The sequence below is a fragment of the Micromonospora sp. R311 genome (assembly GCF_056780015.1).
Window position 1 is genome coordinate 1 of record NZ_JBSWCE010000040.1, and the last position, 23,918, is coordinate 23,918.

Annotated in this window: 19 protein-coding genes; 8 read left to right on the plus strand and 11 right to left on the minus strand. The window is 76.6% G+C overall.

What is annotated here, in order from left to right:
* Positions 1-16: 16 nt before the first annotated feature.
* From AC1WTP_RS27925 to AC1WTP_RS27940, 4 genes are all read right to left on the minus strand, one after another.
* Complete coding sequence (locus AC1WTP_RS27925) at positions 17-1,306, minus strand: DUF2314 domain-containing protein (RefSeq protein WP_481652228.1); 1,290 nt, start codon at positions 1,304-1,306, stop codon at positions 17-19.
* A gap of 64 nt (positions 1,307-1,370) precedes the next feature.
* A complete protein-coding gene (gene cobS, locus AC1WTP_RS27930) occupies positions 1,371-2,144 on the minus strand; it encodes an adenosylcobinamide-GDP ribazoletransferase (protein WP_481652229.1) in 774 nt (257 codons plus the stop codon).
* A complete protein-coding gene (locus tag AC1WTP_RS27935; RefSeq protein WP_481652230.1) occupies positions 2,134-4,023 on the minus strand; it encodes a bifunctional adenosylcobinamide kinase/adenosylcobinamide-phosphate guanylyltransferase in 1,890 nt (629 codons plus the stop codon). Before AC1WTP_RS27935 ends, cobS begins: the two co-directional genes overlap by 11 nt.
* 107 nt (positions 4,024-4,130) lie before the next feature.
* The gene (locus AC1WTP_RS27940) at positions 4,131-6,299 is read right to left on the minus strand and encodes a serine/threonine-protein kinase (RefSeq protein ID WP_481652231.1); all 2,169 of its coding nucleotides are present in this window, start codon (positions 6,297-6,299) and stop codon (positions 4,131-4,133) included.
* A gap of 144 nt (positions 6,300-6,443) precedes the next feature.
* Here AC1WTP_RS27940 and AC1WTP_RS27945 point away from each other — a divergent pair, with 144 nt between their 5' ends.
* Both AC1WTP_RS27945 and AC1WTP_RS27950 read left to right on the plus strand, forming a co-directional pair.
* The gene (locus AC1WTP_RS27945; protein ID WP_447139235.1) at positions 6,444-6,644 is read left to right on the plus strand and encodes a hypothetical protein; all 201 of its coding nucleotides are present in this window, start codon (positions 6,444-6,446) and stop codon (positions 6,642-6,644) included.
* A complete protein-coding gene (locus AC1WTP_RS27950; RefSeq protein WP_481652232.1) occupies positions 6,644-7,435 on the plus strand; it encodes a site-2 protease family protein in 792 nt (263 codons plus the stop codon). Before AC1WTP_RS27945 ends, AC1WTP_RS27950 begins: the two co-directional genes overlap by 1 nt.
* Positions 7,436-7,547: 112 nt before the next feature.
* Here AC1WTP_RS27950 and AC1WTP_RS27955 read toward each other — a convergent pair whose 3' ends face one another.
* Together AC1WTP_RS27955 and AC1WTP_RS27960 are read right to left on the minus strand one after the other, a co-directional pair.
* Entirely contained in the window at positions 7,548-8,546 is a 999-nt protein-coding gene (locus AC1WTP_RS27955; RefSeq protein WP_481652233.1) for an aldo/keto reductase family protein, read from the minus strand.
* 27 nt (positions 8,547-8,573) lie between these two features.
* Positions 8,574-9,230 (minus strand): TetR/AcrR family transcriptional regulator, encoded by a 657-nt coding sequence (locus AC1WTP_RS27960; protein ID WP_481652234.1) that lies wholly within the window; start codon positions 9,228-9,230, stop codon positions 8,574-8,576.
* A gap of 91 nt (positions 9,231-9,321) precedes the next feature.
* Here AC1WTP_RS27960 and AC1WTP_RS27965 point away from each other — a divergent pair, with 91 nt between their 5' ends.
* Positions 9,322-9,801 (plus strand): quercetin 2,3-dioxygenase, encoded by a 480-nt coding sequence (locus AC1WTP_RS27965; protein ID WP_447139239.1) that lies wholly within the window; start codon positions 9,322-9,324, stop codon positions 9,799-9,801.
* Positions 9,802-9,960: 159 nt separating this feature from the next.
* Here the strand turns inward: AC1WTP_RS27965 and AC1WTP_RS27970 are convergent, their stop codons facing one another.
* A complete protein-coding gene (locus tag AC1WTP_RS27970; RefSeq protein WP_481652235.1) occupies positions 9,961-15,111 on the minus strand; it encodes a WG repeat-containing protein in 5,151 nt (1,716 codons plus the stop codon).
* A 281-nt stretch (positions 15,112-15,392) separates the two neighbouring features.
* Between AC1WTP_RS27970 and AC1WTP_RS27975 the strand changes: the two genes are divergently transcribed.
* Genes AC1WTP_RS27975 through AC1WTP_RS27985 form a run of 3 tightly spaced genes read left to right on the plus strand, consistent with a single transcriptional unit; the run spans position 15,393 to position 18,110 of the window.
* Positions 15,393-16,244, plus strand: a complete 852-nt coding sequence (locus AC1WTP_RS27975) for an ABC transporter permease (RefSeq protein WP_481652236.1) — start codon at positions 15,393-15,395, stop codon at positions 16,242-16,244.
* 1 nt (position 16,245) lies between these two features.
* Positions 16,246-17,103: an ABC transporter permease gene (locus tag AC1WTP_RS27980; RefSeq protein ID WP_481652275.1), complete on the plus strand. Its 858-nt coding sequence runs from the start codon at positions 16,246-16,248 to the stop codon at positions 17,101-17,103.
* Positions 17,100-18,110: an ABC transporter ATP-binding protein gene (locus AC1WTP_RS27985; protein WP_481652237.1), complete on the plus strand. Its 1,011-nt coding sequence runs from the start codon at positions 17,100-17,102 to the stop codon at positions 18,108-18,110. The genes AC1WTP_RS27980 and AC1WTP_RS27985 overlap by 4 nt, the downstream gene beginning before the upstream one ends.
* Here AC1WTP_RS27985 and AC1WTP_RS27990 read toward each other — a convergent pair.
* Complete coding sequence (locus AC1WTP_RS27990; RefSeq protein ID WP_481652238.1) at positions 18,056-18,616, minus strand: helix-turn-helix domain-containing protein; 561 nt, start codon at positions 18,614-18,616, stop codon at positions 18,056-18,058. The genes AC1WTP_RS27985 and AC1WTP_RS27990 overlap by 55 nt on opposite strands.
* Positions 18,617-18,682: 66 nt before the next feature.
* Between AC1WTP_RS27990 and AC1WTP_RS27995 the strand changes: the two genes are divergently transcribed.
* The gene (locus AC1WTP_RS27995; RefSeq protein ID WP_481652239.1) at positions 18,683-19,681 is read left to right on the plus strand and encodes an AzlC family ABC transporter permease; all 999 of its coding nucleotides are present in this window, start codon (positions 18,683-18,685) and stop codon (positions 19,679-19,681) included.
* Entirely contained in the window at positions 19,675-19,983 is a 309-nt protein-coding gene (locus AC1WTP_RS28000; protein WP_481652240.1) for an AzlD domain-containing protein, read from the plus strand. The genes AC1WTP_RS27995 and AC1WTP_RS28000 overlap by 7 nt, the downstream gene beginning before the upstream one ends.
* Positions 19,984-20,463: 480 nt before the next feature.
* Here AC1WTP_RS28000 and AC1WTP_RS28005 read toward each other — a convergent pair whose 3' ends face one another.
* The 3 genes from AC1WTP_RS28005 to nadA all read right to left on the minus strand — a co-directional run bounded on the left by AC1WTP_RS28005 (position 20,464) and on the right by nadA (position 23,898).
* The gene (locus AC1WTP_RS28005) at positions 20,464-21,063 is read right to left on the minus strand and encodes a DUF3043 domain-containing protein (RefSeq protein ID WP_481652241.1); all 600 of its coding nucleotides are present in this window, start codon (positions 21,061-21,063) and stop codon (positions 20,464-20,466) included.
* A gap of 73 nt (positions 21,064-21,136) precedes the next feature.
* Positions 21,137-22,492 carry a UDP-N-acetylglucosamine 1-carboxyvinyltransferase gene (murA, locus tag AC1WTP_RS28010; RefSeq protein WP_447139265.1) on the minus strand — a complete coding sequence of 452 codons (1,356 nt, stop codon included), beginning with the start codon at positions 22,490-22,492 and terminating at the stop codon, positions 21,137-21,139.
* Positions 22,493-22,698: 206 nt separating this feature from the next.
* Complete coding sequence (gene nadA / locus AC1WTP_RS28015) at positions 22,699-23,898, minus strand: quinolinate synthase NadA (protein ID WP_481652242.1); 1,200 nt, start codon at positions 23,896-23,898, stop codon at positions 22,699-22,701.
* Positions 23,899-23,918: the final 20 nt, after the last annotated feature.

A 23,918-nucleotide genomic window follows, 5' to 3' on the forward strand; every position in this document is an offset into this window, starting at 1 on the left:
CGGGGGGTGGGGTCGGTCAGGGGGTGGGGGGTTCGCCGGCGTCCAGGACGGCCTGGGTCCAGCCGCCCTCGATGACACCGGTGCCGTCGAGCAGGGCCCAGTCGACGACGTCGGCCGCCTCCACCACCACCGGGCTGCCGATCCGGACGGTCGGGTCGGTGTTGGCGTCGCTGGCACTGGCGCCGACGATCCGCTCCGGGGACTCCCACGAGGTCACCCCGGCCCAGACGAACTCCGGGCCGTCGCCGCCGGGCAGGCCGTACTTGACCACCAACTGGGTCTCCGGCGGCAGCTGGCCGGTGACGAACCGGGCCCGGATGTCGCCGAGCCCGGCGCGGGCGGTCGCGATCGCCTTGCTCATCGCGTCGCCCGACCGGGCGTAGCGCACGTCCGGCTGGATGCCGGAGAAGAGGGTGGCGCAGGCGGCGGCGAAGTAGCGCCCCGGCGGGCCCGGGTGACCGGCGGGCGGGTGCAGGCTGAGGAACGAGTCGGCGTCCGGGTCGGTGGCCGGGTCCAGCTCCAGCCGGAGCAGCACCGGCGCGGTCGCCCCGTGCTGCTCCGGATTGCCGTACGCCACCGCGATGTCGTGCCCGGTCACCGTGGCCAGCACCGGCAGCTGCACGAACGCGGGCACCTCCTCGCCGGCCAGCCCGTCGGTCCAGTCCCGCAGCAGCCGCCGCGCGGCGCCGGTCATCACCGCGCCCCAGGCCCGGGTGAGGTGGTCGGGCACCCCTTGGGTCTGCAGTTCCAGCAGCCCGAACCGGCGCAGCCCCTTGGTGGTGAACCAGAGCCCCTCCGCGTCCGAGGAGTACGGCACCAGCACCCAGTCGACCAGCCGGATCCGCCCCTGCTCGTCGGGGAGCGAGCGCAGCGCCGTGGCCGGGTCGAGGAACTGGAGCCCGAAGACGTCCACCACGTCGGCGCCGACCGACTCGGCGACCGCGGCGGCCACCGCCCGCGCCGCCCACTCGTGCGCGGGCGGCCACCCCGGCCGGTACTCGGCCTGCACCACCACCAGGTGACTGGCCGCGGCCAGCCGGTCCAGCTGTTCCCGGCCGGCGCCGAAGGCGGTGAGCAGGTCCGGCGGCAGCTGCGGGAACTCGCTCACCGTCCGGGTGTCCACGCTCATCAGCGGGCTGTCCAGCATCTGCCGGGCCAGCCCGTACACCGGCTCGGCCAGCCGGCCGGCCAGCTTTGCCACCGCCGTCTTCGGACCGACCTTCGGCAAGCCGGTCATCGGCACCAGGTAGGTGGCGCTCAGCGACTCCGGCACCGGTACGGGCAGGAAGTCGTCGGTGATGAGCATGTCGTCCCCCGGTTGCCGCGCCCTGCTGTCGTGGGAAGACGCTACCCGGCGCGGCGCGCCGGACTCAGCCGGACAGCACGAGTCCCAGGTAGACCAGCGTGGTGACCAGTTCCACGGCCGCGCCGAGCACGTCGCCGGTGACGCCGCCGAGCCGGCGTACCACGTGCCGCAGCAGCGCCACCGCCACGGCCAGGGCCGCGGCGACGGCGAGCGGCCCCTGCCACGGACGGCCCGGCACCGCGGCGACCGACAGCAGCGCGACGGCGGCCGTCCCGACCACCAGCGCGACCGGCCCGACGGTGCCGGCGACCAGCGCGCCGAGCCCCTCCGGCCGGGCCGCCGGCACGCCCCGCCGGCAGGCCACGGCGACCCCGAGCCGGCCGGCCGCGGTGGCCGCCACCACCGCCGCGAGCGCCGCCGGCCACGACCGTCCGGCCAGCTCCGCCAGGGCCGCCGCCTGCACCAGGAGTACGACCACCAGCGCGACCACCCCGAACGGGCCCACGTCCGGCTTCTTCATGATCTCCAGGGCGGCCGCCCCGCGCCGGTACGACCCCAACGCGTCCACGGTGTCCGCCAGCCCGTCGAGGTGCAGTCCGCGGGTGAGCAGCGCGCCCGCGCCGACCGTCACCCCGGCGGCGATCAGCGGCGGCGCGACCGCGGCCAGGAGCAGCAGCACCCCGGCGAGGATCGCGCCGAGCAGCACGCCCACCGCCGGGGCCAGCGCCATCGCCGTGCCCGCCACCGCCCGGTCGATCCGGCCGGCGCGCACCGGCAGCGTGCTGAAGGTGGTCAGCGCCAGCCGCGCTCCGTCGGCGAGCCGCCGGTCAGCCGGCACGCCGGCCGGACGGGTCCACCGGCTGGCCGTCCGGCTCGGTGGTGGTCGGCCCGGGCCCGGCCGGCTCCGGCTCGACGAACTCGCGCTGCTCTTCCTCCTCCTCGTCCGCCGGCTCCGGCTCCTCGTGGTCGGAGCCGCCGCCGAGCGAGGGGCGGGTGGGCAGGGCGGCGGCCAGCGACAGCACCGAGCGCAGCAGCGGCAGCACGGCCAGCGCGTTCGCCCCCTCGCCGAGGTCGAGCCGCACGTCGAGCAGCGGGGTCAGGCCCAGCACGTCGGCGGCGAGCCGGGCCGCCGGGTCCCCGCCGTGGTCGGCCAGCAGGCACCAGTGCCGCGCCTGCCCGGCCAGGTCCCGGCTCACCATGCCGGCGGCCAGGCCGACCGGCCCGTCGAGCATCACCGGCAGCCGGCGGGCCGTCGCACCGAGCAGCACGCCGGTGGCGATCGCCACGTCCCCGCCGCCCAGTTCGGCCAGCACGTCCTTGGCCCCGCGGGGCGAGCGGCGGGTGCGGTGCAGCGCGTCGCGGACCGCCGCGCACCGCTTCATCCAGGCCGCGTCGTCGATCTCGCCCGCCTCGGTCACCACCCGGCCCAGCACAGCGGGCGGCTCGGCGCCGGCGGTCGCCGCCAGCACCGCCGCCGCGGCGGCCTCGGTGCCGGCGCCGCACGCCGCCAGCACCAGCAGCCGTACGCCGGCGTCGGCGGCCTCCTCGGCGAGCCGCCAGCCCTCGCGCAGGGCCGACTCGACCTGCTCGCCGGTGAGCGCCGGCTCGGTCTCCATCGGCCCCGCCGTCGGTGCCTCCACCACCTGCAGGCTCGCGCCGCACTCGGCCGCCAGCCGGGCCAGCGGGCCCTCGCCGGCGCGGGCCTGCCGGGCCCGGCGGGCCGACTCACCGGCCACCGTGCCGGCGGCCGCGCCGCCGGCGTGGTCGCCGTGCAGCAGCAGCACCCGCACCGAGCCCCAGGCGGCCGGCGTCGGGGTGCCCTGGGTGGCGGCCGCGAAACCGACCACCCGCTCCAGCACGCCCAGCCCGGTGCCGGGCACGTCCAGGGTGGCCAGCCGCTCGATCGCCTGCGGGCCGGCGTACTCGTCGGGCATGGGCAGTTCCATGCCGGGCTGGATGACCAGGCCGGTGGCGACCATCGGCAGCGCCATGGTGGGCGCGGCCCACGGCGTGGCCGGCTCGGCGGGCGGGGCGGCCGGTGGCGTCGGGGTCAGCACGTCCGGCCGGGTGACCGGTTCGGGGGCGACGGCCGCGCCGTTGACCGCCGGGGCCGCCGGCTCGGCCGGTGCGGGACCGGCCTGGGCCGGCACGGTCGCCGCGCGCGCCGGCCCGCCCGGCTTGAGCCAGGCCGGCTGGCCGGCGACCACCAGCACGACCGCGTCGCAGGCGTCGGCGACCGCCCGGTTGGCCGCGCCGAGCGCGTCGGTGAACGCCCGGCCGAGCGGCGTGGTCGGCACCAGGGAGAGCCCGACCTCGGGGCTGACCAGCACCAGTCGCGCCGCGCAGGAGCGCACCGCGGCGGCCAGTTCGGCGATGGTGACGGTGTCGTCGGCCGGCTGGTGGGCCGGGTCCAGCAGCACGGTCACCCAGCCGCCGAGGTCGTCGACGAGCAGCGTCTCGTTCGGCCGGGCGGCGGCGATCACGTCGGCCAGCCGGCGCGGGTCGGCCGCGGTCTCCTCGGTCTGCCAGGTCTCCGGGCGGCGGGCGCGGTGTGCGGCCAGCCGGGCGGCCCACTCGGCGTCGTCCGCGGGCGCGTCGGCGGCGGTGGCCACGTAGCGGACCGTGGGCGCGTCGGCGACCAGGGACTCGGCGAACTCCGACTTGCCGGACCGGATGCCCCCGAGCACCAGGACCGTGTTCCACCCGTCAACGGACATGCCCGTACCTTAAGGCCGCCCGGCGTCCGCCCGCCGGCCGGCCCGCGTGCCCGGCCCCGGCACCCGGTGGCCCGCTCCGCCCGGCCGGCGGAGCGGGCCGCCGACGCTCAGTCGCAGTGCTCGAACCCGCTGCCGTAGCTGGCGCCGCCGGTGGACCCGCCCCACTTCACGCACACCCCCGCGGCCTTGGCCCGCACCGGCCCGGCGTAGTAGTCGAACGAGCCGCTGTCGGTGCTGCGGGCGCCGCCCTGCACCTCCAGGTACGCCGAGACCGCGGTCTTCGTGCCGACGGCGGTCTCCTTCATGGTCACCACGCAGTTGTAGCCGGTGCCGGCGTGGTAGAGCAGGTACACCCGGCCCTTGCGGGTGCCCGAGACGGTCAGCGACGCCGAGTCGATCACCTGGTAGCCGCTGCCGCACGCCTGCGCCGGCGTGTACGGGTTGGGCTTCTCCGGCCGGCTGGTGGTCGGCGTGGGGCTCGGCCGGCCGGTGGCGCCGCCGGTCGGCGTCGGCCCGCCCGGCACGGGGGCGGTCGACCGGCCAGCCGCCCCGGACGGCGGCGCCGCCGCCGTGGCCGACGGGGTACGGCCCGGCGTCGGCTCGGTCCGCAGCCGGCCGTTGCCGTCGGTGGCCGCCGGTTGCGGCGCGCCGGAGACCGGAACGCCCGACCCGCCGGTGAGCGCCGCCGGGGTGTCCCCGGCGCCGGGATCCTCGCCGGCGAACAGCGTCGTCGCCGCCACCACGCCGACCAGGAGCAGCAGCACGGTGGCCGCCGCGCCGACCAGCGCCATCCGGCGCCGGCCCGGCCGCGGCCGGGCCGCGTCCTCCCGGGTGGGTGGCAGCCCCCAGGCGTCGGTGCCGGGCTGACCCGGCGCGGACGCCGGCCGGCCGGCGGTCGCCGGTGCCCGGCCGGGCGCGAAGCCACCGGACGGTGGGCCGCTCGGCGGCGACACCGGGGCGGGGTCGGACCCGGAGGGCGAGACCGGCGCGGCGGCCGGCCCGGGGGGCGGGGCCGGCGCGGCGGCCGGGCCGGGGGGCGGGACCGGCGCGGCGGCCGGGCCGGAGGACGGGAGCGGCGCGGCGGCCGATCCGGGGGGCGGGAGCGGCGCGGCGGCCGGGCCGAACGGCCACACCGGCGTGGTGGCCGGCGGCGGTGGGACCGGTCCGGGTGGCGCAGCCGGCGCGGCGGCGGCTCCCGTGGGCGGGCCCGCCGGGCCGGCGGGCGGCGGCCCTGCCGGAGCCTGGGTGGCCGACGGCTCGCCGATGCCGGACGTATCCCGGAACGAGCCCGAGCCGTCCGCGGCCGGTGGCGGCGTCGGGGTGGCCGCGCCCGCGGCGGCCGGACCGGCGCCGGAGACCGGCTCGGCGGCCGGGGGCGGCGCGGCGGCGGGGGTGGGCCCGGCCACCGCCCACGGCGGGCGGGCCGAGACCGGGATGCTCGCCAGCGTCGCGTCCCGGGTCTCGGCGGCGGCCTCGGCGAGCGCCGCCGCGCTCGGGTACCGGTCGCCCGGGCGCTTCGCCATCGCCCGCTCCACCAGCGCGACCACCGCCGGCGGGGTGCCCGCCGGTAGCGGGGCCGGCTCGTCGTGCTGGTGCCGCAGGGCCACCTGCAACGGGTTCTCACCCTCGAACGGCGGACGCCCGGCGAGGCAGAAGTAGGCCACGGCGCCGAGGGCGTAGACGTCGGTCACCGGCGAGACCGGCTGGCCGGTGGCCTGCTCGGGGGACATGTACGAGGCGGTGCCGAGCATCGTGTGGGCGGCGGTGATCCCGGCCGTGCTGCCCGAGCGGGCGATGCCGAAGTCGACCAGCACCACCCGGCCGTCGGGCTTCACCAACAGGTTGCCCGGCTTGACGTCGCGGTGCACGATGCCGGCCAGGTGGGCGGCGTGCAGCGCCTCGGCGGCCTGCGCCACCACCGACATGGTCGAGGCCGGGTCGAGCCGGCCGGCCCGCCGGATCCAGCTGCCCAGCGGCTCCCCGTCGACGTACTCCATCACCAGGTAGTCGACCTCGCTGCCGTCGGCGAGCGACGACCGGCCGACGTCGTGCACCGCCACCACGCCGGGGTGCCGCAGCGCCGCCAGCATCCGTGCCTCGGCCCGGAACCGGGTGGTGAACTCCGGATCGGCGGTCAGCCCCGGCAGCAGCACCTTCACCGCCACCTCGCGTTCGAGCAGGAGGTCGGTGCACCGCCAGACCGCCCCCATGCCGCCGGTCGCCACCCGTTCGCCCAGCCGGTACCGCTGGCTGAGCACCACCCCTTGAGTCAGCACCGGGCCACGGTACCGGCCGGGTACGTCCGCATCGATCAAGCCCCGGCCCGGTCCAGGAGGCGAGCGCCCGACCGTCGCGCGCCCGGCCGACTACGCTGGCGAGGGTTCGTCCCACGGGACATCAGCGGCGAGGGGAGACGCGGCATGGCGTGGAGCTGGCGGTACGAGGGCACGAACGGCGAGTCGGTCGAGGGGCCGGCGGAGTCGTTCGGCAGTCAGGCGGATGCCGAATCCTGGATCGGCCAGACCTGGCGCGAGCTCGCGGCGTCCGGCGTCACCTCGGTCGCGCTCGTCGAGGACGACCGGGTGGAGTACCGGATGAGCCTGCTGCCCACGGCGGAGTGATGGCCGGCGACCGTCCGGGGCCGCTGGTCCTCGGCATGCCCCGGGCGGCGTTCCGGCCCAGCCCGGTCTTCCTCGCCCTGGTGGCGCTCTTCGTCACCAGCGGGGTGCTGACCTGGCAGGGGTTCGGCAACGTCCGGTTCGACGTCTTCCTCTTCGTCGTCTCCGGCTGGCTGGTCTCGCTCTGTTTGCACGAGTACGCCCACGCGGTGGTCGCGTACCGGGCCGGCGACCGGGGGGTCGCGCACCGCGGCTACCTCACCCTGAACCCGCTGAAGTACAGCCATCCGCTGCTCTCCATCGCACTGCCGGTGCTGGTGGTGCTGCTCGGCGGGATCGGCCTGCCCGGCGGGGCGGTCTGGGTGGACCGGCACCACATCCCCGGACGGCTGCGGCACACCCTGGTCAGCCTGGCCGGGCCCGCCACCAACGTGCTGTTCACCCTGGTGCTGGTGGCGGTGCTGCGGCTGGGCGCCGACGGTGGCGGGCCGGTGGAGTTCTGGGCCGCCGTGGCGCTGCTGGCCTTCCTCCAGCTCACCGCGAGCGTGCTCAACCTGCTCCCGGTGCCCGGCCTGGACGGCGGCAACATGATCCAGCCCTGGCTGAACCCGCAGTGGCGCCGGATGTACGACCTGTTCGCCCCGTACGGCTTCATCCTGCTGTTCGCGCTGCTGTGGAACCCGCGGATCGGCGGCTGGTTCTTCGACCTGGTCTTCGCCGTCGGCGACCTGCTCGGTCTGCCGCCCTGGCTCTACGCCACCGGGCTGGACCTGATCCGCTTCTGGCAGGGCTGACCCGCCCGATCCCGGGCGCCGGCCCGGCCGCCGCCGGCCGGCCCGGTGCTCGCGGGAGCCGGCACCGACTGCCCGGCCCGGCCGGCTGGGGAGCCGGCCGGGCCGGAACGGGTCAGGGCCGCTGCGCGGGGCTCTCGGTCCGGGCCGGGTCGCGCTCGGTGACCGGCTCGACGATCTCGTCGATCGCCTTGAGCAGGTCGGCGTCCAGCTTCACGCCGGCCGCCTTGACGTTGTCGTGCACCTGCTCGGGGCGGGACGCCCCGACGATCGCCGAGGAGACGTTCGGGTTCTGCAGCACCCAGGCGACGGCGAGCTGGGCCATGCTCAGCCCGGCCTGCTCGGCCAGCGGCTTGAGCCGCTGCACCCGGGTGAGCACGTCGTCGGTCAGCCACTTGGCGATGAACCCGGCGCCGGACTTCTCGTCGGTGGCGCGGGAACCGGCCGGCGGCGGCTGGCCGGGCAGGTACTTGCCGGAGAGCACGCCCTGCGCCATCGGCGACCAGACGATCTGCCCGACGCCCAGCTCCTCGCTGGTCGGGACCACCTCGGACTCGATGACCCGCCAGAGCATCGAGTACTGCGGCTGGTTGGAGACCAGTGGGATGCGCAGCTCCCGGGCGAGCTGGTGGGCCTCGCGGATCTGCGACGCCTTCCACTCGGAGACGCCGATGTAGAGCGCCTTGCCGGAGTGCACGACGTCGGCGAAGGCCTCCATCGTCTCCTCCAGCGGGGTGCTGTAGTCGTACCGGTGGGCCTGGTAGAGGTCCACGTAGTCGGTGCGCAGCCGGCGCAGCGAGCCGTTGATCGACTCCATGATGTGCTTGCGGGACAGGCCCCGGTCGTTGCGGCCCGGCCCGGTGGGCCAGTACACCTTGGTGAAGATCTCCAGGCCCTCGCGCCGTTCGTTCTCCAGCGCCCGGCCGAGCACGTCCTCGGCGCGGGTGCCGGCGTAGACGTCGGCCGTGTCGAACGTGGTGATGCCGGCGTCCAGGGCGGCCCGGACGCAGGCGAACGCCGCGTCCTCCTCGACCTGCGAGCCGTGGGTGATCCAGTTGCCGTACGAGATCTCGCTGACCATCAGGCCGGAACGGCCCAGGTGTCGGAATTCCATGTCTCCGACCCTAGTCCCGGCCGACGGTCAGGCCGGCAGCAGGACGTCCCGCATCCGCGTGGCGAGCCACCGCCGGAAGGAGTCCTCGGCCCAGCCGCAGCGCAGCACCAGGGCCGCGTAGTGCGCCGGGTCGTTGTAGAACCACAGCTCGTCGACGGCCCGTTCGAGGTCGGCGCCCTGGCGCAGCGGGCCGAAGGTGCGCGCCCGCTCGACCACCATCCGCGCCCCGGCCCGCCGGTTGCGCAGCAGCGTCTCCCACACCTCGGCCACCTCGGGGGTCTCGTCGGCCGCGCGGCGGACGGTCTCGAAGACCCGGGCGGCGCGCCCGCCGATGAGGGTGCACACCCCGGCGTAGCCGTCGAGCACCTCGCCCTGGCCGCGCGCGTCCCAGACCGGCCGGAACCAGGGTCGCTGCGCCACCGGCACCGGCTCGTCGTCGCCGGCCAGCGCCTGGTCGAGCACCTGGCGCAGCAGGGCAGCCTTGGAGCCGAAGGCGGCGAAGACCGTGGGGCGGGCCACCCCGGCGGCGGCGGCCACGTCGGCCAGGGAGGTCGCCGCGTAACCGCGGGCGACGAAGAGCTCGGTGGCGGCGGCGACCACCGCCTGGCGGGTACGCCGCGCGCTCTCCTCCCGGACCCGGGACCGGTACGGCCGGGTCGGCTTTCCGTCCTTGACGTCATCCATGACGACGCGATACTAACAATGCATTCATTAGACTCCCGGCTATCCAATATTCCGTCGTCTGGTCAAGACGACGCCAACCGGAGGAGGCGGCATGTCCGTCGGCCCGTACCTGCGCCGCCCTGACGAGGGGGAGGCGTACTGGTTCCTCGGCAACCTGGTCACCATCAAGGCCGCGGGTGCGCAGACCCGGGACCGGCTGACCGTGGCCGAATTCGTCAACCCGCCGGGCTTCGCCCCGCCGCTGCACCGGCACCAGGTGGAGGACGAGATGTTCTACGTCCTCTCCGGCACGGCGCGGTTCCACTGCGCCGACCAGACGTTCCTCGCCGGCCCGGGCGACTTCGTGCTGCTGCCGGTCGGCCTGGCGCACACCTTCACGGTCGGGCCGGACGAGCCGCTGCGGGCCCTCCAGCTCACCACCCCCGGCGGGTTCGAGCGGTTCGCCGCGGAGGCGGGCCTGCCCGCGGCCGAGCGGCGGCTGCCGGATCCGCTGCCGATCGACCCGGCGGCCCTCGGGCACGCCGCCGCGCGCAACGGCATCGAGCTGCTGGGCCCCCCGCCGACCGCGTGACGGCGCGGGTGGACAAACGGCTCGCGAGGCACCACCCCGGTGGCGGGCGCCCGCCACCGGGCCGGGGCGGGCCGGCCTGGGCCGGCACGGTCGTCGCGGCCGGTCAGCCCATCGGCTGCGGCACGGCCTCGGGGGCGGTGGGTGGCCCGGCTGGTCCGGTCAGAGCACCGGGTTGGTGTCGGTGAGCAGCCGCTCGATCTCCGCGACCACCTCGCCGCGGTCGCGGTGCACCGGGTCGATCAGCGGCTGGCCGCGCCGGTCCAGCGCGCCCCAGCGTCCGGCGCCGGTGGCCACCAGGAACGCGACCGGGTGGATGACCACCGCCGGGTGGGCCGGCGGCACGATCACCCGCCCGGTCCGGTCGACCACGCCACGGCGGCCCGCCACGTCCACCACGGCCAGCCCCTCGTCGGTGAAGTCGTCCACCTGGCGGCCGTCGGACAGCGCCGTGGCGAACCCGTGGTAGCGGGTCGGCAGGACGATCTGGCCGTTCCGGTCCACCGCGCCCCAGCCGTCCCGGCGCACCGCCGCCACGCCGCGCCGGAACGGGCGTACGTCGGCGAAGCTGGGCGGGATCGCAACGTCGCCGTTGGGACGGATGGCCTGCCAGCCGGCGCTCCCGTCGCGCACCACCCAGGCCAGGCCGTCGGAGAAGGGACGGACCGCGAGATACGACGGTTCGATCACCGTCGTGCCGGTGAGGGCGATCAGTGACCAGCGGTCCGTCTCCGGCCGGCGAACCCAGGCGAGTCCCTCACGGAACGGCTGCGCCTCGGCGTACCGGGCCGGGATCACCAGGTCGCCCTCCTGGTCGGCGTACCCCCAGAGCATGCCGTCGCGGGCCGGCACCGGGGGCCGGACGCGGTCCAGCAGGTCGTCCCGGGTGCGAGGGTGCGGCCCGAAGCCGTGTTCGGCGGCCCGGTCGGCGACCGCGTCGAGCGAGGTCCGGATCCGGGCCAGCAGCTCGGCGTCCGCGGCGCCGCGCAGGTCCAGCGCGAGTTCGAAGTGCTGGCACGCCTCCAGCAACCGGCCCTGGTCGTAGGCGGACCGGCCGGCGTGCTCGTGCAGGGCCGCGCGCAGCCGGTCGGGCAGCTCGGCCGAGTTCGCCTCGGCGAAGAGCCGGTCCGCCTCCGCGTGGTCACCCCGCCAGCGCAGCACGTGCGCCAGCCGGGCCTGCGCCAGCGCGATGCGTCGCAGCTCGCCGGTGGCCTCCGCGTACGTCAGGGCGAGCCGGCCGTCGGCGAGCGCGTCGTCCAGCTCGCCGAGGATCCGCGACACCACCGCGCGCAGGCTGAGCAGCCGCGCCCGGGACCGGTTGTCGACGGTCGTGCCCAGCTTCTCGGTGAGACCCCGCCGGATGGCCCGCAGCTCGTCCGGATCCTCCGCCACCTCACGCAGCGCGGCCGGGTCGAGCCGCCAGCGGTAGCTGGCCAGCACCTGCTCGGGATCACGCTGCGGGCCGGGCGCCTGGTCGGCGACCGGGTCCGGCTCGCCGGACGGCGACCCGGGTGGCGCCGAAACGGGTGCGGCGGGTGCCGCCGAGACCGGTGCCGAGGGCGGGGCCGACACGGGTGCCTCGCGCGCTTCGGGCGCCGAGGGGATGGGCACGGCGGGCGGCGCCGAGACGGGTGCGGCCGGTGGTGTGGAGACGGGTGCGGCCGGCGGTGCGGAGACGGGTGCGGTTGGTGGGCCGGCGGCGGGCGGGGCCGAGACGGGGGCGACGGGTGCCGCAGCGGCGGGTGCCGGCGGCAGTGCGGCGTCCGCTGCGGCCGGGGGTGCGCTGGTGGGCGCGGCCGGTGGGCCGGAGACGGGCCGGGCCGAGATGGGGGCGACGGATGCCGCATCGGCGGGTGAGGGCGGTGCGGAGACCGGCGCGCTCGGTGGGCCGGAGACCGGCGTGGCCGGGGGTGCGGAGACGGATGAACCGGGTGGCGCGGACACGGGTGCGGTCGGCGGCGCGGAGGCGGGTGCGCTGGGCGGCCCGGACACGGGTGCCGCGGGCGGCGCGGACACGGGTGCGGCCGGTGGGCCGGACCCGGATGTGGTGGCCGGTGTGGACACCGGCCCGCCGGGCGGCGCGGATACCGGTGCCGTGGCCGGTCCGGCGGAGGGCGCCGGCACCGGCCTCGACGGCGCCGGGTCTGCGGGCACGGAGGCGGGATAGGCGGCGGCGGTCGTCTCGGCGGGTGGCGCCGACTCCGGGGGCACCGCGGGCTCCGGGTCGCTCGCGCCCTCGACGGCGGGCCGTACCGCCGCCGGGGAGACGGGTGCCGCCGGCGGGGCCGGGACCGGTGCGACCGGTAGGTCGCCGGTCGGCCCTCCGCCGGGTAGCGGTGGTTGCCGGTCGGCCGACGGGCCGGGCGTCACCAGCCCCGGGACCTCGTCCGCTGTCCCAATCGGCGGCATCGCGACCTCGGGCGTCGCCGGGTGGCCGGTCCCGGACGTGGTGGCCGGCTGCCCGGGGGCGGTCGTCGGCGCCGCGACGGCCGGGGGTGCGGACACCGGGTGGCCGGCCGCCGACGCCGACCGGGGCTCGCCCGGTGGAGGCTCGTCGTCGAACTGCGCCGAGGTGGTCGGGGCCGGACGGTCCGGGGAAGCGGGAAGGAGCGTCGCCGGTCCGGCCGAATCCGGCTGCGCCGGTGGCGCGGACACCGGTGGCGTCACTGCCGGAGCCGGGACGGGTGTGGTCGCGTCGGGGTCGACCGGTGGGGCCGAAACCGGTGTGACCGTGTCGTGGCCTGCGGCTGGCGCGGAGACCGGCGCGGCGTGGTCCGTGGGCGGCGGGAGGACCGGCTCGGCCGACGGGCGGCCGGCGGGGGCGACCGCCGCCTCGGCATCGTCGACGACCGGCGCGGGCGCACCGACCGACGGGTCGGCGCTCTCCGTCCCGTCGGTCGGTGCGGTGCCGTCCGCCTCCGCTTGAGCGGGCCCGAACCACGCGTCCGGTCCGCCCCGGGTGTTGCCGCTCGCCGGTGTCGGGGGCCCGGCGGGTGCGGGTGGTTCGCTCGGCGGCGGCGGGACGTAGACCTTCGGCCGGTCCGGGGTGATGGCCAGGGGCGGCGCCGGCTCCGCCGCCCGGGAGGACGGAGTGCCGGCGCCCGGCAGCGGACGGTCGACCGGCGCCGGCCCGGCCGGTTCGGCCGGTGACGCCGGCGGTGCGCTCGCCGGGGCGGTCGCGGCGGTCGACGGCGCGTCCGGGGTCGGCACGAACTCCACCCGCAGCCGGGCGGCGGGCGGCCCGGAGACGGGCGCGTCCGGTGTGGACGAAGGCCCGGTGGCCGGCGGTCGCTGCTCGGCGGCGGGCACCTCGGGCCGACCCGGCGTCGCGGGCACCGGGCCCCACGGCGGCGGGGGCGCGGCCGGCCCTCCCTGAGCACCGGGAGCCGGCCGGCCGAACGCGGGCGGCGCGGAGACCGGACGGTCCCCACGGCCGGTGCGCTCCGGCGCGGCCGGGTGCGGCGGTGGCACCGGGCGGCCGGAGCCCGGGGGCGGGGTGGCCGGACGCCCGGCGGCCGGCGAGACGGGTCGGTCGGCGGCTCCGGCCGGCGGACCGAAGGCGGGCGGCGGGGAGACCGGACGCGGTCCGGCGGCCGGCGCCGCCGGTCGCTGGCCGGGCGGAGCCGGCGAGACCGGCCGGTCGGTGTAGGGCGCGCGGGGATCGGGTCGGTCGCGTGTGGGCAGGTCGCGGTGGGCCGGGGCGGGGGAGACCGGCCGGTCGGTGTAGGGCGCGCGGGGATCGGGTCGGTCGCGTGTGGGCAGGTCGCGGTGGGCCGGGGCGGGGGAGACCGGCCGGTCGGTGTAGGGCGCGCGGGGATCGGGTCGGTCGCGTGTGGGCAGGTCGCGGTGGGCCGGGGCGGGGGAGATCGGCCGGTCGGTGTAGGGCGTGCGGGGGCCCGTTTCGGCGTGTCCGGGTCGGGCCCGGTCCGGCGGTGCCGGCGAGACCGGACGGTCGCCCGGTGGTGCCGGCGAGACCGGACGGTCGCCCGGCGGGGCGGGGGAGACGGGCCGGTCGGTGTAGGGCGTGCGGGTGTCGGGTCGGCCGCGTGCCGGCACGTCGCGGTCGGCCGGGGCGGGGGAGATCGGTCGGCCGGCGACCGGCAGGTCACGGGCCGGCGCGCCGGCGGCGGGCATCCTGCGCCGCTCGTCGACCGGCGGAGCGGCCTCCCGGCGGTCGCCCGAGCGGGGCGGGCCGGCGGGTTCGGCCGGCCGGCGGTGCTCCGGGCGCGGATCCGCGCGGTGCTCGGGGCTCCGGTCGTACCCGGGCCGCACCGGACCGGGCGCCGGCCAGGGCAGGCCGCCCTCGGGCCGCGACGGCGGGTACTCGCGCGGCTCCCGGTGGGACTCCGGCCGGGCCTCCTCCCGGGGGCGCCGGTCCGGGTACGTCTCGGCCCGGGCGGCCGCCTCGCGCGGCTGCCACCGCTCGTCCGGCTCCGGCCGGCGGCGCTCCCCGTCGTCGTACGGCCGCCCGCCGGTCACCCGGTCCGGGCGCTCCCACCGGCCGGCCTGCCCGGCGCGGTCACCGGGACCACGGTCCCGGCGCTCGGCGGGGAACCGGTCCGGGTGCTCGGCGGGGAACCGCTCGCGCTCGTCGGCGGGTCGGCGCTCGCCGGCGTACCGGTCGCGCTGCTCGGCCGGGGGCCGCTCGCGCGGGTCGGCGGCGCGGTCCCACTGGTAGCGGGGCCGGCGGGTGCCCTCGGCGGGTCGCTGGTCGTAGCCGTTGGCCGACCGGTCGTGGGCGGCCGGGCGGCGCGCCGGCGGTTCCTCGTCCGGCTCCGGCAGCCAGCCGGGTTCCGGGTGGCCGGCGGGGGAGACGGGCGCGACGCCGGACCGGCCCCGGCCGGGTGGCTCGTGCCGGGGCGCGCGGTCGTCGTACCGGTCGTGGCCGGGATCGCGGGGTGTGGTCCGGCGGGGGCCCTCGACGTCGTACGGGGCGTGGGCGCGGTCGCCCCGCCGGCCCGGGTCCGGGCGCTGCCGGTCGTCCGGTCGCCCGGGTTCTGCGCGCCCCGGGCGGTACGGCCCGTCGTCGTACCGCCGGCCGTCGTGGCCGTTGTGCCGGTCCCAGCCGTCCGGTTCGTCCTCCCAGGACCGGCCGAGGTACGTCCCGTCCGAACGGGTCGGTGCGAGTGGGGGCACCTCGGCGCGGCCGACCACGGCCGCCCGGCCACGGGGTGCCGGTGGCGGGGTGTGCTGGACGCCGATGTCGCCCGGGTAGCGCTGGCCGGGGAACTGGGGATGCCACTCCGTGGTCGGCTCGACGACCCAGGACGGCTCCGCCGGGTCGTGCCACCGGTCCGCGTAGCCGCGGCTCATCCGGGTGGCCCGTCGCCGGTGCGGGGCCGGGTGCGGGGGGCGGACGGAGCGGGGCGGGCGGCCGGTGGCTGGCCGAGCAGGCGTCCGTCCTCGCCGACGCGCGCGGCCGTGCCGGGGCGACCGCCGGTCGTCCGCTCGCTCACGGCCGCGTCCCGGTGGCCGGCTCGCGTCCGCTCGCTCACGGCGATGTCACCTCGTCGGAAATTGTCGCGCTGGGCACCCAGCCGGCCGGTAGAGTCGCCCGTTCCGGCACGGCGTGGCTGCGGAAGGAGGGTAGCGGCGTGGGCTCGCTCACCGCCACTGTGGCACCGCCCACCGCCTCAAACGTTATCCTATGGTTTCGGACAATTAGGGCAATAGCCGGATCGGGCTTCCGACGATACTCCACCTACCGGCAGGCGGCCGTGGCCGGCGTCGTCACCAACTGCGTCTTCGGTTTCCTACGCTGCTACGTCCTGCTCGCCGCGGTCGGCGTGACCGGCACGGTGGCCGGGTACGACCGGGCCCAGCTCGCCACCTTCGTCTGGGTCGGCCAAGGCCTGCTGGCCGTCATCCTCCTCTGGGGATGGACCGACCTGGCCGACCGGATCCGCACCGGCGAGGTCGCCGCCGACCTGCTCCGCCCGGTGCACCCGGTGACCAGCTACCTCGCCGCCGACCTGGGCCGGGCCGGTTACGCCGCGCTGGCCCGGCTGCTGCCGCCGGTGCTGGTCGGGCCGGTCTTCTTCGCTGTGCACCTGCCGGGCCGGTGGACCACCGGCCCGCTCTTCGTGCTCTCCGTGCTCGTCGCCGTCCTGCTCTGCTTCGGCTGCCGCTACCTGGTCAACGCCACCGCGTACTGGCTGCACGACGTGCGCGGCCCGGTGATCCTCTGGACGCTCGCCTCGGGCGTGCTCTCCGGGCTCTACTTCCCGCTGCGCTTCCTGCCGGAGTGGCTCCAACTGGCGCTCTGGCTCGGCACCCCGTTCCCGAGCCTGCTGCAGACCCCGCTGGACGTGCTGGTCGAGCGGGACCCGACCGGCACCCAGGCCGCGCTGGTCGGTGTGCAGGTGGGCTGGGCGGCGCTGGTGCTCGCGGCCTGCCGGCTGGTGCAGCGCCGGGCCGAACGCCGGTTGGTGGTGCAGGGTGGCTGAGCTGTCCGGCCTCCCGGGCCCGCGCCCGGCCGGCGGGTCGACCGTCCCGCCGCGGGCGGGTGGCGCGCCGGCGGCGTACCGGGCGCTGCTCGGGGCGCAGGCCCGGTCGCAGACCGCCTACCGGACGTCATTCGTGGTGGACCTGGTCGGCAACGTCGGGTCCACCGTCTTCGACGTGGTCACCGTGCTGGTCGTCTTCGGCGTGACCCGGGAGCTGGGCGGCTTCACGCTGCGCGAGACGTTGGTCATCGTCGGTATCTCCGCCGGCGCGTTCGCCCTCGCGGACCTGCTGGTCGGCAACATCGAGCGGCTGCCCCGCTACGTGCGCACCGGCCTCTTCGACACCGTGCTGCTGCGCCCGCTGGGCGCCCTGCCGCAACTGCTGCTGATGGACCTGCCGCTGCGCAAGGTGGCCCGGGCGGCGTTCGGGCTCGCCGTGCTGGTCGTGGCGGTCGGCTCCGCCGGGATCGAGTGGACCCCGGCCCGGGCGCTGCTGGTCGTCCTCGCCCCGCTGGCCGCGGTGGTCTTCTTCGGCTCGGTCTTCGTGGCCACCGCCACCGTCTCGTTCTTCTGGGTCGACTCGGGCGAGCTGGCCAACTCGGTCACCTACGGCGGGCGGGACTTCACCAGCTACCCGATCACCGTCTACGAGGGATGGTTCCGCGCCCTCTTCGCGTACGGCCTCGGGTTCGCCTTCGTCGGTTACCACCCGGCGCTGGCCCTGCTCGGCCGGGCCGACCCGCTCGGCCTGCCGTCCTGGGTCGGCTGGGCCGCGCCGGGCGTCGCGCTGGTCGCCGCCGGAGCGGCCGCCGCGGCCTGGCGCACCGGCGTCCGTCACTACCGGAGTACGGGATCATGAGTGTCATCGAGACCAGCGGCCTGCGCAAGGAGTTCACCGTGCGGGTCAGAGCCGGCCGGCTGCGCCGCGAGAAGCGGCTGGTCACCGCCGTCGACGGGATCGACCTGCGCATCGAGCGCGGCGAGCTGCTCGGCTACATCGGACCGAACGGCGCCGGCAAGTCCACCACGCTCAAGATGCTCACCGGGGTGCTGACGCCCTCGGCCGGCGAGGTACGCGTCTGCGGGCTGCGCCCGGTCGCCCAGCGCACCCGGCTCGCGCTGCGCGTCGGCGTGGTCTTCGGCCAGCGCTCGCAGCTGTGGTGGGACCTGCCGCTGCGCGACTCGTTCGACCTGCTGCGGCACGTCTACCGGGTGCCGCCCGCCGAGCACGCGGACCGGCTGCGCCGCTGCCGGCAGCTGCTCGACCTGGACGCGTTCCTGGACACTCCGGTCCGGCAGCTCTCCCTCGGCCAGCGGATGCGCGGCGAGCTGACCGCCGCCCTGCTGCACGGTCCCGAGGTGCTCTTCCTCGACGAGCCCACCATCGGCCTGGACGTGGTCAGCCGGCAGGCGGTGCGCGGGTTCCTCGCCGAGCTGGGCCGCGCCGGGGACACCACGCTGGTGCTGACCACCCACGACCTGGCCGACATCGAACGGCTCTGCCGCCGGCTGGTGGTGATCGACCACGGGCGGGTGGTGCACGACGGGTCGATCGCCGCGCTGCACGAGCGGTACGGCTCCCGCCGGCTGGTGGTGGCCGACCTCGACGCCCCGGTGCCCCAGCCACCGGTGCTGCCCGGCGCGGCGCTGCACCGGGTGGAGAACGACGGGCACCGGCTGGTGTTCGTGCTGGAGTCGGCGCGGGTGGCCGAGGTGGTGGCCGGGCTCGCCGGGCTGGGCGCGCTGCGGGACGTCTCGGTCGTCGAGCCGGACATCGAGGACGTGGTGGCCCGGCTCTACCGGCGGGAGCGTCAGGGATGCTCCATCACCAGCACGGCGAAGGTGCCGGGGGCCAGCGCCTCGTAGCGGTGCGGGGCGTCCCCGGGGAAGGTGGCGTAGTCGCCGGGACCGAGCTCCACCTGGTCGGACTCCGGGCCGACGCGCATCCGCCCGGCCGCGACCACCACGTGTTCGATGCTGCGGGGGGTGTGCGCCTCGGCGGTGCGGACCGCGCCGGGCTCCAGTTCGATGAGGTAGACGTCGCGCCGGGCGTGGGTCGACCCGGCGGTGAGCAGCGTCCCGGTGAAGTCGGCGTGTTCGGAGCGGACCCGCGGGCCCTCGCCGGCCCGGATCACCCGTACGGCGGGGCTGGGCGGCTCGACCAGCCGGCTGAACGGCACGCCCAGCGCCACGCCCAGCGCCCAGAGGGTCTCCACGCTCGGGTTGCCGACCCCCGACTCCAGTTGGGACAGGGTGGACTTGGCGATCCCGGCCCGGCGGGCCAGCTCGGTCAGCGAGATGCCGACCCGCTCGCGTTCACTGCGCAGGGCGGCGGCGATGGTGGCCAGCGGGGGCGCCGGTTCGGCGGACATGTTCGCTCCGTCGGTCTGTTTGTTCGGTTTGACGACCGGGCTCGGCGTCGTTCATCATGGTGGACCATGCGTACGGTACATCGAACAGCCGACGGCGGGGTACTCCGCGACGTCGCCGCCATCGGGGCGGCGATGATCGCGGTGGGCGCCTCGTTCGGCGCGGTGGCGGTGGCCGCCGGGCTGCCCGGCTGGGCCACCGTCGCGATGTCCGTCGTGGTCTTCGCCGGCGGGGCGCAGTTCATGGCGGTCGGCCTGGTGGCGGCGGGCAGTCCGCTCGCCGCCGTCCTGGCCGGGCTACTGCTCAACGTCCGGCACCTGCCGTTCGGCCTGACCCTCGGCGACAGTTTCGGACCCCGACGGTGGCACCGGCTGCTCGGCAGCCACCTGATGACCGACGAGGCCACCGCGTTCGCGCTGGCCCGACCGGCCGGCCCGGCGCGCCGCCGGGCGTTCTGGCTGGCCGGCGTGCTCTTCTTCGTGACCTGGAACGTCGGCACCGTGCTCGGCGTGCTGGCCGGCAGCGCGGTGGGCGACCCGGCCGCGCTCGGGCTGGACGCCGCCTTTCCCGCCGGCCTGATCGCGCTGCTGCTGCCCACCCTGCGCGACCGGGACACCCGGCGGATGGCGCTGGCCGGTGCGGCGCTGGCCGTGCTCACCACCCCGCTGCTGCCGGCCGGCCTGCCGGTGCTGCTCGCGCTGGCCGGCCCGGCGGTGCTGGCCGTCCGGGCCGTCCGCGCCGGCCGGGCCGGCACCGGCGACGGGGCCGGTACCGGCGACCCGGCCGGTACCGGCGACCCGGCCGGTACCGGCGACCCGGCCGGCGCCGGCGACCGGAGGGCCGGGGTGACGCCCGCCCCGGCCACCCGCCGCCTCGTGTGGGGCGGCCCCGGCACCGGTGGACGGGAGGACGGGGGGACCTCCGCCCCGAACCCCGTCACCGGTGCCGTGACCGGTGTCCGGGAAGTCGGGGCGACGCCCGCCCCGACCCCGGGCGCCGGGCGTGCGGTCGGGACGGGGACGTCCGGACCCGGTGCGGCTCGGCGGACGGGAGGTACGTCGTGCTGATCGCGGTGATCCTCGCGCTGGCCGCCGGGACGTACGGCTTCCGGGTCGCCGGCGTGCTGCTGCGCGACCGGCTGGACCTGCCGGAGTGGTCCCGCCGGCTGCTGCCGGTCGGTGCCGCCGCCCTGCTGGCCGCGCTCGCGGCCACCGCCGCGCTGACCGAGGCCGGCGCGTTCGCCGGCTGGGCCCGGCCGGCGGGGGTGCTGACCGGCGTGCTGCTCGCCTGGCGGCGGGCGCCGTTCGTACTGGTGGTGGTAGGCGCCGCCGGCACCACCGCCCTGCTCCGCCTGCTCGGCGTGCCGTAGGTTCCGCCGCCGGCACCATCGCGCTGCTCCGCCCGCCCGAGGTGCCTGAGCGGGGTCGCGCCGACGAGCGCCGCCCTTCTCCGCCCTGCCCTGGTAGCAAACGCCGCGAGACTGGGTGCATCTGTTGTCGCCCCAGCGACAACAGATGCACCCAAACCATCGGCCGCCCTGCGCGCCGACTGTGCCGTGCCGCGAGCTGTCGCGCCGCGCCACGAGCCGCAGTGCCGTGTCGCGCGCTGGCCGTGCCGGGCGCTGGAGGTGCCGTGCCGCGCGCTGGCCGCGCCGCCGCGCTGGCCGCGCCGCCGCGCTGGCCGCGCCGCCGCGCTGGCCGCGCCGCCGCGCTGGCCGTGCCGAGAGCTGGCCCGCGCCGGAGCCCGTGCCGGGAGCCCGGCAGACCGTGCCGTTCGCCCTGGCCCGGCTGACGGAGGCCGGAACGGAAGCGGCCCCTCACCGCCGCGCGGGAGGGGCCGGATCCCGAGGTCAGACCGGGTCGCCGAGGTTGACCTGGGGCTGCGGGGCACGCATCCGGCGGAACGTGATCGAGCGCATGATCGCGTAAAGGTAGAGCGAGCCCATCCGCTGCCCGGTGTTCGGGAAGCGCTCGCGGACCAGCTTCCTGATCCTGCGGCAGATGAGGATCGAGTCGATCACCACGCCGAGGGCCAGCGCACCCCAGAGGATGTTGGACACCAGCCGGACCACCGGGGGCATGGCCGCGTTCGAGCCGATCAGCACGATCAGCGCGCCGCCGAAGAACCAGGTGCCGACCGTACGCCGGGAGTCGACCACGTTGCGGGCCAGCAGCCGCTCCGGGCCGCGGTCGCGCGGGCCGCCCTCGCGCCGGAACTCCGCCGCCGCCTCGGCCCGCAGCTTGCGCCGGTGCTCCCGCTGCTCTTCCTTGGTCATCGGCTTGGTGGCCCCGGCCGGCCGGCGGCCGGCGCCGGGCCGCTTCGGCGTCTCGCGTCCCTTCGCGGGGGTGTAGCCCCGGGGATGCGTGGCGGCGGCCTCGTCCTCGGCGGTCACCGGGGTGACCGCCTCGTCGACGAGGTCGGTGGACTTGCGGCGAAACAGCGACGGCACGCGGAAAGGGTAGCCAACCCGGGGCGCCCGGTGCACATCGCGGTGCACCGGGCGCGGTCGCGGGTGAGGCAGGTTACGGTCGCTCGACGTGCGCGCCCAGGTCGGCCAGCTTCGCCTCGAAGTCCTCGTAGCCCCGGTTGATCAGGTCGACGCCGTAGACCCGGGAGGTGCCCTCGGCGGCCAGCGCCGCGATCAGGTGGCTGAACCCGGCCCGCAGGTCGGGGATGACCAGGTCGGCGGCGTGCAGCTTGCTCGGCCCCGCGATCACCGCGGAGTGCTTGAAGTTGCGCCGGCCGAAGCGGCACGGGGTGCCGCCCAGGCAGTCCCGGTAGACCTGGATGTTCGCGCCCATCGAGTTCAGCGCCTCGGTGTAGCCGAGCCGCTGCTCGTACACCGTCTCGTGGACGATCGACAGGCCGCGGGCCTGGGTCAGCGCCACCACCAGCGGCTGCTGCCAGTCGGTCATGAAACCGGGGTGCACGTCGGTCTCCAGGGCCACCGACTTCAGCTCCCCGCCCGGGTGCCAGAACCGGATGCCGCCCTCCTGGCCCGGGTCGCCCAGCTTCGGTGGCCGGGCGTCGGTCACCTCGTACTCGCCGCCGACCGACCGGAAGATGTTCAGGAAGGTCATCATGTCGGCCTGCTGCGCGCCGAGCACCTCGACGTGGCCGCGGGTGGCCAGCGCCGCGGCCGCCCAGCTCGCCGCCTCGATCCGGTCCGGGATCGGCCGGTGGGTGTAGCCGTGCAGCTTCGGCACGCCCTGGATCTCGATCACCCGGTCGGTGTGCACCTTGATGATCGCGCCCATCTTCTGCAGCACGCAGATCAGGTCGATGATCTCCGGCTCGACCGCGGCGTTGCGCAGCTCGGTGACGCCCTCGGCCATCACGGCGGTCAGCAGCACCTGCTCGGTGGCGCCGACGCTCGGGTACGGCAGGGCGAACTTCGTGCCGTGCAGTCCGTTCGGCGCCGAGAGGTGCAGCCCCTCCGGGGTCTTGTCGACCGTGGCGCCGAACTCCCGCAGCGCCTGGAGGTGGAAGTCGATCGGCCGGGGCCCGATGTGGCAGCCGCCCAGGTCGGGGATGAAGGCGTGGCCGAGGCGGTGCAGCAGCGGCCCGCAGAACAGGATCGGGATCCGGCTGGAGCCCGCGTGCACGTTGATCTGGTCGGTGCTGGCGCTCTCCACGTTCGCCGGGTCGAAGACCAGCTCGCCGTCCTCGTCGCCGTCGGTGACCTTGACCCCGTGCAGGCCGAGCAGGCCGCGGACGACCTCGACGTCACGGATCTTCGGCACGTCGAACAGGCGGCTCGGACTGTCGCCCAGCAGTGCGGCGACCATGGCCTTGGAAACCAGGTTCTTCGCGCCGCGCACGCGGATCCGCCCTTCCAGCGGCGTGCCTCCGTGTACGACCAGGACGTCGTTGGTCAACGCAACCTCCAGCGCGTCGGTGCTGTTGATGGTGGGGCTCACGATGTCATCGCTACCCGGAACGCGGACCGGTCGAAACGAGCCGCGTGCGTCATCGCCCCGGCAGCATAGCCCTCAGTGATGAAAATGGACCCGGTCACATCGCCCCTCAGGGCACTAATCGGTGATCCGGCCCTTTTGCGTACCAGGGTCGCTACCGACAGTGATTATCGGGTGCCGGGCGGCGGGGTGTCCGCGCCGGGCAGGGCGAGCATCTGGTCCAGCGCCACCCGGGCGTGGTGGGCGGTGTCCGCGTCGACGGTGATCTGGTTGACCACCCGACCGGCCACCAGCTCCTCCAGCGCCCAGACCAGGTGCGGCAGGTCGATCCGGTTCATCGTCGAGCAGTAGCAGACCGCGCGGTCGAGGAACATGATCTGCTTGTCCGGGTGGGCCAGCGCGAGCCGGCGGACCAGGTTCAGCTCGGTGCCGACCGCCCAGGCCGAGCCGGCCGGGGCCGCCTCGATGGTCTTGATGATGTACTCCGTCGAGCCGACGTGGTCGGCCGCGGTGACCACCTCGTGCCGGCACTCCGGGTGGACCAGCACGTTGACCCCCGGCACCCGCTCGCGGACGTCGTTGACGCTGTCGAGGGTGAACCGGCCGTGCACCGAGCAGTGCCCCCGCCAGAGGATCATCTTGGCGTCGCGCAGCTGCTCCGGGGTGAGCCCGCCGTTCGGCTTGTGCGGGTCGTAGAGCACGCAGTCGTCCAGCGAGAAGCCCATCTCCAGCACCGCGGTGTTGCGGCCCAGGTGCTGGTCGGGCAGGAAGAGCACCTTCGAACCCTGCTCGAACGCCCAGTCCAGGGCCCGCCTGGCGTTGGAGGAGGTGCAGACCACGCCGCCGTTGCGGCCGACGAAGCCCTTGATGTCGGCCGAGGAGTTCATGTAGGTCACCGGGACGGTCTGTGCCGCGATGCCCAGTTCGGTGAGCACGTCCCAGGCGGTCTCGACCTGCGACAGCACCGCCATGTCGGCCATCGAGCAGCCGGCGGCGAGGTCGGGCAGGATCACCTGCTGCGCGTCGGAGGTGAGGATGTCGGCGCTCTCGGCCATGAAGTGCACGCCGCAGAAGACGATGTACTCGGCGTCCGGCCGGGCCGCCGCCTCGCGGGCCAGCTTGAACGAGTCGCCGGTCACGTCGGCGAACTGGATCACCTCGTCGCGCTGGTAGTGGTGGCCCAGCACGAACACCTTGCTGCCCAGCTTCGCCTTCGCCGCCGCCGCCCGGGCCACCAGATCCGGGTCGCTGGGCGCCGGCAGGTCGCCCGGACACTCGACGCCACGCTCGGTGGCGGGGTCGCTGCCCCGGCCGAGCAGCAGCAGCGCCGTGGCGGTGTTGGAGGGTTCTACCCAGGTCGAAGTCACGTACCCCATGGTCCCACAGC